Origin of the sequence: Thermus aquaticus, from assembly GCF_001280255.1 — a bacterium.
Lineage (GTDB): Bacteria > Deinococcota > Deinococci > Deinococcales > Thermaceae > Thermus > Thermus aquaticus.
The window spans coordinates 788,829-799,314 of sequence record NZ_LHCI01000106.1 but is presented as its reverse complement, the minus strand read 5'-3'; the positions used below and the strand labels follow the sequence as shown (position 1 = coordinate 799,314).

Sequence of the window (10,486 nt, the reverse complement as noted above, 5' to 3'; positions counted from 1 at the left end):
CCGTCCATCTGCGCCGCCCCGGTGATCATGTTCTTGATGTAGTCGGCGTGCCCCGGGCAGTCCACGTGGGAATAGTGCCGCTTCGCCGTCTCGTACTCCACGTGCGCCGTGTTAATCGTGATCCCCCGCGCCCGCTCCTCCGGCGCCTTGTCAATGTCCCCGTAGTCCTTCACCTCCACATTCGGGTTCTCCGCCGCCGCCACATAGGTCAAGGCCGCCGTCAACGTCGTCTTCCCGTGGTCCACGTGCCCAATCGTCCCCACGTTCACGTGGGGCTTCGTCCGGATAAACTCGCCCTTCGCCATCTTCGCTCTCCTTTCCGCAAAGCGTGGGGTGGGCCCAGGAGACCCACCCCCAAAGCCTTCCTACTGCCCCTTGATGAGCTTCTCCTGGATCTGCCTGGGGACCTCCTGGTAGTGGTCAAAGAACATGACGAAGGAGCCCCGGCCCTGGGTCTTGGAGCGCAGGTCGGTGGCGTAGCCGAACATCTCCGCCAGGGGGACGTAGGCCCGGATCACCTGGGCGTTGCCCCTGGGCTCCATGCCCAGGATCTGGCCCCGGCGGGAGTTCAGGTCGCCGATGACGTCGCCCATGTACTCCTCGGGGGTGGTGACCTCTACCCGCATGATGGGCTCGAGGATCACCGGGTCCCCCTTCTGCACCGCCTCCTTGATGGCCATGGAGCCGGCGATCTTGAAGGCCATCTCCGAGGAGTCCACCTCGTGGTAGGACCCGTCGTAGAGGGTGACCTTCACGTCCACCACGGGGAAGCCGATCAGGGGGCCGGACTGCATGGCCTCCTCAATCCCCTTCTGCACCGCGGGGATGTACTCCTTGGGGATCACCCCGCCCACGATGGCGTTGACGAACTCAAAGCCGGAGCCCCGGGGCAGAGGCTCGGCCTTGATCTTCACGTGGCCGTACTGGCCGCGGCCACCGGTCTGGCGGATGAACTTGCCCTCCACGTCCACGGGCTTGGTGATGGTCTCCCGGTAGGCCACCTGGGGCTTGCCCACGTTGGCGTCCACCTTGAACTCCCGCCTGAGCCGGTCCACGATGATCTCCAGGTGGAGCTCGCCCATCCCGGAGATGATGGTCTGGCCGGTCTCGGGGTGGGTGGAGACGCGGAAGGTGGGGTCCTCCTCGGCCAGGCGGGCCAGGGCCTGGGAGAGCTTGTCCTGGTCCGCCTTGGTCTTGGGCTCAATGGCCACGTCAATGACGGGCTCGGGGATCTCAATGGACTCGAGGATCACCCGGGGCGCATCCTCGCCCACCAGGGTGTCCCCGGTGATGGTCTCCTTGAGGCCCACCACGGCCCCCAGGTCCCCCGCCTTCAGCTCCTCCACCTCCTCGCGGTGGTTGGCGTGCATGCGGAGGAGGCGGGCCACCCGCTCCTTGCGACCCTTGGTGGTGTTGTAGACGTAGGAGCCAGAGGTGATGGTGCCGGAGTAGACCCGGATGAAGGTGAGGCGGCCCACGTAGGGGTCGGCCATGATCTTGAAGGCCAGGGCCGCCAAGGGGCCGTTGGGGTCGGGGTGGATCTCCACCTCCTCCCCATCGGGGGTGGTGCCCTTGATGGGGGGAATGTCCAGGGGGGAGGGCAGGTAGTCCACCACGGCGTCCAGGAGGAGCTGGACGACCTTGTTCTTCAGGGCGGAGCCCAAAAACACGGGGGTGATCTTGATGTCTATGGTGCCCTTGCGGATGGCCGCCACCAGCTCCTCCTCGGTGGGGGCTTCCCCCTCCAGGTACTTGAGCATCACGTTCTCGTCAAAGTCGGCGGCGGCCTCAATGAGCTTCTCGTGGTACTCCCGGGCCTGCTCTAGGTACTCCTCGGGGATGGGGATCTCGCGGATGTCGGTACCCAGGTCGTTGCCGTAGGTGTAGGCCTTCATCCTGAGGACGTCTATGATCCCCGAGAAGGTGTCCTCGCGGCCGATGGGGAGCTGCATGACCACGGGCCTCGCCCCCAGGCGCTCCTGCATGGTGCGGATGACGAGCCCAAGGTCGGCCCCGGTCTTGTCCATCTTGTTGGCGAAGGCGATCCGGGGCACCTTGTACTTCTCCGCCTGGCGCCAGACGGTCTCGGACTGGGGCTCCACCCCCTGGCTGGAGTCAAAGACCACGATGGCCCCGTCCAGAACCCGCATGGAGCGCTCCACCTCAATGGTGAAGTCCACGTGGCCGGGGGTGTCGATGATGTTAATGCGGTGGTCCCTCCAGAAGCAGGTGGTCACGGCGGCGGTGATGGTGATGCCCCGCTCCCGCTCCTGCTCCATGAAGTCCATGGTGGCCGCGCCCTCGTGCACCTCGCCGATCTTGTGGATCTTGCCGGTGTAGTAGAGGATGCGCTCGGTGGTGGTGGTCTTACCGGCGTCAATGTGCGCGGCGATGCCGATGTTGCGAAGCCTCTTTAGGTCGTACTCTACCTTAACCGCCATGGTTTACCACCGGTAGTGGGCGTAGGCGCGGTTGGCCTCGGCCATGCGCTCCACGTCCTCCTTCTTCTTCACCGCCCCGCCCTTGCCCTCGGCGGCGTCCATGAGCTCGTGGGCGATGCGCACCGCCGCCCCGCGCTCGGAGCGGGCGTTGGCCGCCTGGACCAGCCAGCGGAGGGCCAGGGACTGCTGCCTGCGGGGGGAGACCTCTATGGGCACCTGGTAGTTGGCCCCACCCACGCGGCGGGAGCGGACCTCCATCCGAGGCTTCACGTTCTCCACCGCCTGCTTGAAGACCTTGAGGGGCTCCTGACCGGTCTTCTCCTGGAAGATGCGGCAGGCCTCGTAGAAGATGCGGGCGGCCAGGTTCTTCTTGCCGTCCCGCATGATCTTGTTGATGAAGGCCGAGACCACCACATCCCCGTAGACCAGGTCGGGCTGGAGCTGGCGTACTTCTGCTCTTCTTCTGCGCATACCTCACCTACTTCTTCTTGGCAGGAGCCGCGCCCTTGGTCTCCTTGGGCTTCTTGGTGCCGTACTTGGAACGGCTCTTCTTCCGGTCCTTCACGCCCTGGGCGTCGTAGACGCCGCGGACGATGTGGTAACGCACGCCCGGAAGGTCCTTCACACGGCCGCCCCGGACCAGGACCACGGAGTGCTCCTGCAGGTTGTGCCCCTCGCCGGGGATGTAGGCGGTCACCTCGTACCCGGAGGTGAGGCGCACCTTGGCCACCTTCCGCAAAGCGGAGTTGGGCTTCTTGGGGGTCACGGTGCGGACCACGGTGCACACCCCCCGGCGAAAGGGCGAGCCCTTCAAGGCCGGAACCTTGCTCTTCTTCTGGACCTTCTCGCGGCCCCTTCGTACCAGCTGGTTGATCGTCGGCAGTGCCACCACTCCCTTCTTCTTGGACTTGCCCCTGTGTTCTCAAGATCCGCCCGGGGAAGGAGGCCTTCCCCGATTTTGCCCGCACAGGGCACCGCCTTCAGGACCAGGGGCTGGCCCTGAAGGCCCTCAACTTGCCTAGTGTACAGGACCCTGCTCCTCTTGGCAAGACGGGGGAAAAAGCCAAACCCCGCCCGCGAAAGGCCCCGGGCGGGGTCCATTGGAGCCGGTGGCCGGATTTGAACCGGCGGCCTACCGCTTACGAGGCGGTTGCTCTACCGCTGAGCTACACCGGCCCGCCCTAGAAGAGTCTAGGGCAGAAACCCCGGGGGCGCAACTACCTGAGGACCACCCCCGGACGCACCCTAAAGGCGCGGGCCAGGGGCAGGAGGGAGGCCAGGAAGGTGGCGAGGAGGCTGGCCCCGCTCACCTGCAGGAAGTCCGTAAGGCGCATCTCCACGGGGAGGTGGGTGAGGAAGTAGAGCTCCCCGGGAAGGCCCACGGGCCGCAGGGAAAGGTAAAGGCAGAGGAGGTAGCCCATAAGGTTGCCCAGGGCTACCCCCAAAAGGCCCAGGACCGCCCCTTCCAGGGCGAAGACCAGGCCCACGGTGAACCTCGAGGCCCCCATGGCCCGGAGGAGGGCGATCTCTGGCGTCTTCTCCACCACCTTCAGCACCAGGAGGTTGGCCACGCCCAAAGCAGCCACGGCCACGATCAGGAAGATCAGGATGCCCAGAACCCGCTTCTGGAGGGAAAGCTGCTCCAAAAGCGTCCGCTGGGTGTCCTGCCAGGCCTGGGGGAAAAAGCGCGTTCCCGCCAGGGCCTCCCCCACCTCTTTGGCCCGCCAGGGGTCCTTGAGGCGCACCTGGTACCCCTGGGCCTTAAGCCCGGCCAGGGCCTCCACCGTCTTCAGGTCCACGAAGGCGTAGCCCGAGTCCAGGAGGAAGTTGCCCGTGCGGAAGGAACCCAGGACCCTAAGCCTGACCCTCTCCTGGGTGGCGGACATGGCCAAGAGGGTGTCCCCGGGGTAGACCCCCAGGGTCTGGACCAGCGCCGCGCCCAGGTAGATGCCTCCAGGCTCCAGCTTGAGGCCGAGCTCGGGGTAGAGGGCCTCTCCACCCTCCCCCAGGCCCACCAGGGTGGCGAAGTCCACCCCCGCCCCCCGCCCGCCCTCCGCCGGGCGCACCAACAGGGCTTTGGTGGCGGCGAAGGGGGCGCTTTGCTCCACCTCGGGGTGGGGGGGAAGAGGGGGAAGCTCCTCGCCGAAGCTGAAGAGAACCAGATGGGGATAGGCCTTGAGGGTGGCCCGCACCAGGCCGTCCGTGAAGCCGTTGGTGAGGGAGAGGGCGGCCAAAAGCACCGCCACCCCAACCCCAATGCCCAAAAGGGCCAGGCCCGTCTGCAGGGGGCGCCGCTTCAGGTGGGCCAGGGCCAGGAAAAGGGCGAAGCGCACGCCCTCAGGATAAGGGCTTCAGCGCCTGGGGTACTCCACCACCTCCAGCTGGACTAAGCGGCGGCCAAAGCGCAGGGCGGTGGCCCGGTCGGGAAGCCAGACGTCCAGCTTCTGCCGCATCCTGGGGTTCATGACGTCGGCCACCACGAAGACCCGCCCCTCAAAGAGGTAGCTGAACTGCCCCCGGCCCCGGCCCTGGACTGTGCCCAGGTCCTTGAGGCGCACCTTGGTGCCGTAGGGAAGGACCCTGAGGAGGTCCGGGCTCACCGCCAGGACCCCGAGCCGCGTGCGCATGCCGGTGGCGGTGACAAAGGGGGTGCTGTCGGTCTCCCGGACGCTGGAGGTGTAGGCCGTGGCCTGAAGGACCATGACCTTCTTGGGCCCGGTCTGGGCCAAGGCTCCCGCAATGGCGAGAACCAGATAAAGCGAAAGGAGAGAACCCCGCATAGCGTCCATGAGTATGCTGGGGCCTTCCGGAGGAAGCTGAGAAGGATGAGGCTTCCTCCTCATCCGGAAGCTCCCTGTTTATTTGGAATCGCTTTATGGGTTTAATAACCCCGCCGAGTAGGGGACTCCTAAGGCGGGCTTGCATGAGAAAAGTCTTAAGCGCCTTTAGCCTGGTCTCACCTAACTCAAAGAAGGCCTACGGGCAAGGGGTGTCGGAGATCTCCAGCGTGTAGCGGCCGCTTAAGGACTCGTCAAAACCGGCCCGGGCTAGGCCCCGGTCCCGCACCACCAGAAGGGTGGCGGGGGCGATGGGGGCACAGTTCACCACCGGGTCCAGCGTGCGGGGATAGGCGTCGTTGAGCCTGTTATAAAGGAGGAGGGCCACCAGGTCTAGAGGGCCGCTGTAGGTGAAGCGCAGGTAGCCCGTGGCAGAGGCCACGTTGTACCAGTCAAAGTCATCAACAAACTCTATGGCCCCTCGCTTGGTGCTGGAAGAGAAGGCCTCTCCCTGGCCCTGGGAGTTAGGGGTGAAGGCATCGGCGTAGAGGGTGACCCGGTCCTCGCTCAAGGCGTAGTTTTCCACCGTTTAGGTAGAAGACCTGCCCCGCCTGGCCCCGGAAGTTGAGGCGGAAGCCGGGGTCGGTGGTGATCTGGGGCCTCAGGGCCAGGGGGGTGAGCTCCTGGCGGGCTGCGAACCAGTTCCGGGCCACGCTCACGGCCTGCACCACGCCCTTCTCGTCCAACAGGACCAGGTGGAGCCGGGCGGAAAGCTCTAGCTGGCTGGAGACCGCCGAAATCCGCACGGCCCCATCCGAGGTAAGGGGAATCCGGTAGACGGCCACCCTGGGCCTGAGCTCCCCTCCCCCCACCTCCTGGGCGGCAGGCAGGTCGGCGATCTGGTACCCACATTCCGCACCCCCCTCACTCCAGGAGATAATATCGCCGTGCCCCCAGTAGGCCCCGCCTCGCCCGCTCCAGCTTCCCCTCGTCCACCTCCAAGCGGGCCAGGAAGCGGTAGCCCACCGAGAGGGGCGCCTCCCCCTTCCAGGGACGCCCCACCCGCCCCCAGCGCCGCTCTTCCTGTACCCCCAGGTAGACCAGGCGGTGGTAGGAAAGCTTCCCACTGGCCTCCTCATCTACCGCCAGGGCCCGCCGGGCGTCCGCCTCGCAGGCGAACCTGCGGGAAAGGAGCTTTCCCAGGGTCTTCTCAGCCTCCCCCTCCGCCCGCGCCACCCGCCGCCGGAGGCCCTCTTCCGGATCCGAGAGAACCCCTCCAGGGCCCGGAGGTTCTCCCGGCTGTACCCCGCCCCGTCCAGCACCACCACCGCCCCCAGGTCCAGGGCCTGGCGGTAGCGGGCCAATAGAGGCACCAGGGCCTCCCGGTCCGACTGGTTTCCGTCCCCGGGGGCGAAGAGCAGGGGAATCCCCCCGGTGTCGGCGCAGACCAGGTTCATGGCGTTCAAGAGGGCGGCCTTGAGGGCCATCCCGGTGGAGACCTTTTCCCCGGGCCTAGGGCCCACGAGGCGGTCCACGGTCTCCACCAGCCGGATTCTGTCCAGCACGCTAGCCACCAGGCCCAGGTGGCCCAGGTCGTAGACCTGTAGGTTGGGTGGGGTTTCCATCCCAAAATCCTAAGGCATGGGGGGAGGGGTGCGGAATGTCGGGTGTATCCTGTTGGGCAAGGGGGAAGCATGCGCCTACTGGACACCTACGGGAGGGTCATCAAGGACGTTCGCATCTCGGTGACGCCCCGTTGCAACCTTCACTGCCTCTACTGCCACCCCCTGGGCCTCGAGGTGGCCGAGCCCCCGGGTACCCTCACCGTGGAGGAGGTGGACCACTTTCTGGAGGCCGCCTCCCTCCTGGGCCTCTCCGCCGTGCGCTTCACGGGGGGCGAACCCCTGGTGCGCAAGGAGCTTCCCCAGATGATCGCCAAGGCCCGGGAGAAGGAGGGCATAGAGGACGTGGCCATCACCACCAACGGCCTCCTCTTCGCCAAACGGGCCAGGGAGCTGGTGGAGGCGGGCCTCAACCGGGTCAACATCTCCCTGGACGCCCTCACTCCCGAGGTCTTCACCCGCATCACCCGGGGGGGCAGGGTGGAAAGGGTTTTGGAGGCCGTGGAGACCGCTTTGGAGCTGGGCCTCCACCCGGTGAAGCTGAACGCCGTGGTCATCCGCGGGATGAACGAGGAGGAGGTGGTCCCCCTGGCGGGGCTCTCCCTGGAGCGCCCCCTCCACATGCGCTTCATTGAGTACATGCACCTGGACAACTCCGACCCCGAGGAGTACCGCCGCCGCTTCGTTCCGGGCAAGGAAACCCGGGCCCGCATTGAGGCGGTCTACGGACCCCTGGAGCCCGTTCCCCACGACCCCTCCTCCCCGGCCCGGGTCTTTCGCATCCCCGGAAGCCAGGGAACAGTGGGCTTCATCAACCCGGTCACCGAGCCCTTCTGCTCCAACTGCTCCAGGCTCCGCCTCACCTCGGACCGGAAGCTCAGGCCCTGCCTCCTCACCGACCTAGAGATGGACATCTCCTGGGCCTTCGCCGCCGAGGAGCCGGTGGAAGCCCTGGTGGACGCCATCCTGATCGCCACAAAGCGGAAGCCCGCCTTCGGCAACACCCTGCCCACCCTGCGCAAGCGGGTCATGCTGGGGATCGGCGGATAGCCTGGAAGGTGGCCAGTATGACCAGAAGGGCCCCCAGGAGGCCTGAAGGCCCCAGCCTCTCCCCCAGGACCAGGAAGGCGAAGAGGGTGGCCCAGACCGGCTCCAGGGTGTAGAGGATGGCCGCCTGGGGCGCGGGCACGTGCTTCTGCCCCCAGGTCTGGAGCCAGGTGGTGAGGGCCGTGGCCGCCACGCCCAGATAGAGGACCGCTCCCCAGGGCACCCCCTCCAGGCGGAAGCCCTCCGCCAGAGCCCAGGGCAGGGCCAAGAGGCCTGTGCCCAGGACCTGGACGGCGGTGAGGGGCAAAGAGGGTACGGCCTTGGCGTGGACCTCGAGGCGGACGATGTAAATGGCGTAGGTGAGGGCGGTGAGAAGGGTCCAGAGGTCCCCCACGTTCAGGGGGGGCTGCCTGGGGTCGTAGGAGAGAAGCCCCACCCCCAGAAAGGCCAGAAAGGCCGCCAGCCAGACCCCCTCCACCCGCCTCCCCGCCAGGGAGAGGAAAAGGGGCACCAGGACTACGTTCAAGGCGGTGATGAAGGCGCTCCGGCTGGCGGAGGTGTGCTCGAGGCCCATGGCCTGGGAGGCGTAGCCTAAAAGGAGCCAGAAGGCCAGCTCCAGGCCGGGGCCCAAGGACCCGGGAGGGAGGCGGAAGAGAAAGGGCAGGAAGAAGAGGCCCGCCACCAAAAAGCGCAGGAGGACCAAAAGGCTGGGAGAGATCTCCGCCACCGCCCCCTTGACCACCACGAAGGTGGTGCCCCAGATAAGGGTGAGGAGGTTGAGGGCGAGAAGGCCCAGGGCGTAGGCGCGCATGGCCTAAAGTGTATAGCATGGTGCCCGAGCCCCAGGAAGTGAGGCGGGCGCTTTTGGAAAGGCTCCTAAAGCGCCTCCTCCACCCCGACCCCCTTTACCAGGAACTCCTCCAGGACTACCCCCGCCGCGGGGGGAAGATGCTCCGGGGCCTCCTCACCTACTACAGCGCCCTGGCCCACGGGGCCCCAGAAGAGGCGGCCCTGCTGGCCGGGGAGGGCCTGGAGCTTTTCCAGAACTGGGTCCTCATCCACGACGACATAGAGGACGGCTCCGAGGAGCGCCGGGGGCTTCCCGCCCTCCACCGCCTCCACCCCATGCCCCTGGCCCTGAACGCGGGGGACGCCCTGCACGGGGAGATGTGGGGCCTCCTAGCCGAGGGGGTGGCCCGGGGAAGCTTAAGCCCCGAGGTCCTCCTGGAGTTTCACCAGGTGGTGCGGCGGACCGCCTACGGCCAGCACCTGGACCTCCTCTGGACCCTCACGGGACGGCTGGACCTGACCCCGGAGGACTACCTGCGCATGGTGGCCCACAAGGCCGCCTACTACACCGCCGTGGCCCCCCTGCGCCTGGGAGCCCTTCTTGCGGGGAACACCCCCCATCCCCTCTACGAGGAGGCGGGCCTCAAGCTGGGGACGGCTTTCCAGATCGTGGACGACGTCCTGAACCTGGAGGGGGACGAGGCCTACGGCAAGGAGCGGGCCGGAGACCTCTACGAGGGCAAACGGACCCTGATCCTGATCCGCTTCCTGGAGGAGGCCACCCTCGAGGAGCGCCAGAGGGCCATGGCCCTTCTGCGCCTCCCCCGGGAGGCCAAGCCGGAAGAGGAGGTACGCTGGCTCTGGGAGAGGCTCCTTGCCTCCGAGGCCCTGGCCTGGGCCAAGGGCGTGGCCCAACGCCTCAAGGAGGAGGGGCTTGGGGCCCTTCTTCCCCTCCTGAAGGCCCTGCCCAACCAGGAGGCGGCCCGGGTTCTAGTGGGCCTCCTCGAGGCCCTGGTGGAAAGGAGGGCATAATGGGGCCATGCAGGGGGTGCACTTCAAGGTCATCACCGGGAACGACCCGGACATTTTTCAAGAGCGTCTTAACCGCTTCGTGGAGAGCCTGCCGGAGGACGTGGTCCTGGTGGAGGTGAAGTTCGCCGTGGCCGAGGGCCCCTCTCCCCTCTTCGCCGCCTTGGTGCACTACAAGGAAGTGGAGGCGTGGAAGGAGTAGAGGCCTTTCGCCTTTTTCTGGCCCTCAAGGGGGAGGCCCTCCGGGAGGAGGTCAGGAGCCGTTTTCCCCGCCTGGTGCCCCTCCTCAAGGCCCTGGGGGAAGAGGTGGAGGCCCAGGGGGAGGCCTTCCGCCTCGCCCGCCCCCTGAGGCTTTCCTGGTTCGCCCCCCTCCTGGCCGCCCACCTTGCCCACCTCTCCCAGGAAGAGCGCCTCCTCGCCCTGGAAAGGCTTGTGGAGGCCGCCCACGCCTCCGCCGAGGCCGGTGAGCCCTGGGTGGAGGGGGATGGCCTTCTGGCGGCGGCCCGGGCCTTCCAGAGGGGAAGCGAGGCCCTCCTGAAGGGGCGCTACCGGGAGGCCCTCCACCGCTTGGGCGAGGGGCTTGGCCTTTTGGAGGCGGCGGGCCTCCCCTTTCCCGCCACCGCCCTGGGCCTTTTGGCCCTGGCCCAGGAGGGGTTCCGCCCGGGGGGCAAGGGGAGGCAGACGGCCAGGAAAGCCCTGGAGAGGGCTCAAACCCCCTTCGCCAAGGAGCTTGCGGCCAGGGTCCTCCAGACCACAGAGGAAGGGCCGAGGAAGCCCTAGA

At 67.0% G+C, this 10,486-nt stretch carries 13 protein-coding genes, 1 tRNA gene and 1 pseudogene; 4 read left to right on the top strand and 11 right to left on the bottom strand.

Annotated elements, in window-relative coordinates:
- The 10 genes and pseudogenes from BVI061214_RS05330 to BVI061214_RS12520 all read right to left on the bottom strand — a co-directional run.
- Positions 1–305: GTP-binding protein (locus BVI061214_RS05330; protein WP_248841728.1), on the bottom strand; the 305-nt coding region annotated here is incomplete at its 3' end.
- 60 nt (positions 306–365) lie between these two features.
- Positions 366–2,441 (bottom strand): elongation factor G, encoded by a 2,076-nt coding sequence (gene fusA / locus BVI061214_RS05325; protein ID WP_053767568.1) that lies wholly within the window; start codon positions 2,439–2,441, stop codon positions 366–368.
- Positions 2,442–2,444: 3 nt separating this feature from the next.
- Complete coding sequence (gene rpsG, locus BVI061214_RS05320) at positions 2,445–2,912, bottom strand: 30S ribosomal protein S7 (RefSeq protein WP_053767567.1); 468 nt, start codon at positions 2,910–2,912, stop codon at positions 2,445–2,447.
- A 7-nt stretch (positions 2,913–2,919) separates the two neighbouring features.
- Positions 2,920–3,333 (bottom strand): 30S ribosomal protein S12, encoded by a 414-nt coding sequence (rpsL, locus tag BVI061214_RS05315; RefSeq protein WP_003043831.1) that lies wholly within the window; start codon positions 3,331–3,333, stop codon positions 2,920–2,922.
- A gap of 209 nt (positions 3,334–3,542) precedes the next feature.
- Positions 3,543–3,617 (bottom strand) — tRNA-Thr (locus BVI061214_RS05310).
- A 41-nt stretch (positions 3,618–3,658) separates the two neighbouring features.
- The gene (locus BVI061214_RS05305) at positions 3,659–4,774 is read right to left on the bottom strand and encodes an ABC transporter permease (RefSeq protein ID WP_053767566.1); all 1,116 of its coding nucleotides are present in this window, start codon (positions 4,772–4,774) and stop codon (positions 3,659–3,661) included.
- 18 nt (positions 4,775–4,792) lie between these two features.
- On the bottom strand, positions 4,793–5,221 hold the full coding sequence (locus BVI061214_RS05300) for a 3D domain-containing protein (protein WP_053767565.1): 429 nt from the start codon (positions 5,219–5,221) through the stop codon (positions 4,793–4,795).
- A gap of 196 nt (positions 5,222–5,417) precedes the next feature.
- Positions 5,418–5,804 (bottom strand): hypothetical protein, encoded by a 387-nt coding sequence (locus tag BVI061214_RS13775; protein WP_248841727.1) that lies wholly within the window; start codon positions 5,802–5,804, stop codon positions 5,418–5,420.
- A complete protein-coding gene (locus BVI061214_RS13770; protein WP_248841726.1) occupies positions 5,743–6,090 on the bottom strand; it encodes a hypothetical protein in 348 nt (115 codons plus the stop codon). Before BVI061214_RS13770 ends, BVI061214_RS13775 begins: the two co-directional genes overlap by 62 nt.
- A gap of 85 nt (positions 6,091–6,175) precedes the next feature.
- Positions 6,176–6,843: pseudogene (locus tag BVI061214_RS12520) on the bottom strand (DUF4277 domain-containing protein); the annotation flags it as partial.
- 69 nt (positions 6,844–6,912) lie between these two features.
- Between BVI061214_RS12520 and moaA the strand changes: the two are divergent.
- Positions 6,913–7,890, top strand: a complete 978-nt coding sequence (moaA, locus tag BVI061214_RS05285) for a GTP 3',8-cyclase MoaA (protein ID WP_053767564.1) — start codon at positions 6,913–6,915, stop codon at positions 7,888–7,890.
- Here moaA and BVI061214_RS05280 read toward each other — a convergent pair.
- Positions 7,868–8,698 carry a DMT family transporter gene (locus BVI061214_RS05280; protein ID WP_003043812.1) on the bottom strand — a complete coding sequence of 277 codons (831 nt, stop codon included), beginning with the start codon at positions 8,696–8,698 and terminating at the stop codon, positions 7,868–7,870. The two genes, moaA and BVI061214_RS05280, sit on opposite strands and share 23 nt — an antisense overlap.
- Positions 8,699–8,715: 17 nt before the next feature.
- Between BVI061214_RS05280 and BVI061214_RS05275 the strand changes: the two genes are divergently transcribed.
- Genes BVI061214_RS05275 through BVI061214_RS05265 form a run of 3 tightly spaced genes read left to right on the top strand, consistent with a single transcriptional unit; the run spans position 8,716 to position 10,485 of the window.
- Positions 8,716–9,708 carry a polyprenyl synthetase family protein gene (locus BVI061214_RS05275; RefSeq protein WP_053767563.1) on the top strand — a complete coding sequence of 331 codons (993 nt, stop codon included), beginning with the start codon at positions 8,716–8,718 and terminating at the stop codon, positions 9,706–9,708.
- Positions 9,709–9,715: 7 nt separating this feature from the next.
- Positions 9,716–9,907 (top strand): hypothetical protein, encoded by a 192-nt coding sequence (locus BVI061214_RS05270; protein ID WP_053767562.1) that lies wholly within the window; start codon positions 9,716–9,718, stop codon positions 9,905–9,907.
- Positions 9,895–10,485, top strand: coding sequence for a hypothetical protein (locus tag BVI061214_RS05265; protein WP_053767561.1), 591 nt, complete (start codon positions 9,895–9,897; stop codon positions 10,483–10,485). Before BVI061214_RS05270 ends, BVI061214_RS05265 begins: the two co-directional genes overlap by 13 nt.
- Position 10,486: the final 1 nt, after the last annotated feature.

What these genes read in the sequence shown, in the direction of transcription:
- fusA (WP_053767568.1), bottom strand. Translation starts at nt 2,441, where the DNA reads ATGGCGGTTAAGGTAGAGTACGACCTAAAGAGGCTTCGCAACATCGGC.
- rpsG (WP_053767567.1), bottom strand. Translation starts at nt 2,912, where the DNA reads ATGCGCAGAAGAAGAGCAGAAGTACGCCAGCTCCAGCCCGACCTGGTC.
- BVI061214_RS05300 (WP_053767565.1), bottom strand. Translation starts at nt 5,221, where the DNA reads ATGCGGGGTTCTCTCCTTTCGCTTTATCTGGTTCTCGCCATTGCGGGA.
- moaA (WP_053767564.1), top strand. Translation starts at nt 6,913, where the DNA reads ATGCGCCTACTGGACACCTACGGGAGGGTCATCAAGGACGTTCGCATC.
- BVI061214_RS05280 (WP_003043812.1), bottom strand. Translation starts at nt 8,698, where the DNA reads ATGCGCGCCTACGCCCTGGGCCTTCTCGCCCTCAACCTCCTCACCCTT.
- BVI061214_RS05275 (WP_053767563.1), top strand. Translation starts at nt 8,716, where the DNA reads ATGGTGCCCGAGCCCCAGGAAGTGAGGCGGGCGCTTTTGGAAAGGCTC.
- BVI061214_RS05270 (WP_053767562.1), top strand. Translation starts at nt 9,716, where the DNA reads ATGCAGGGGGTGCACTTCAAGGTCATCACCGGGAACGACCCGGACATT.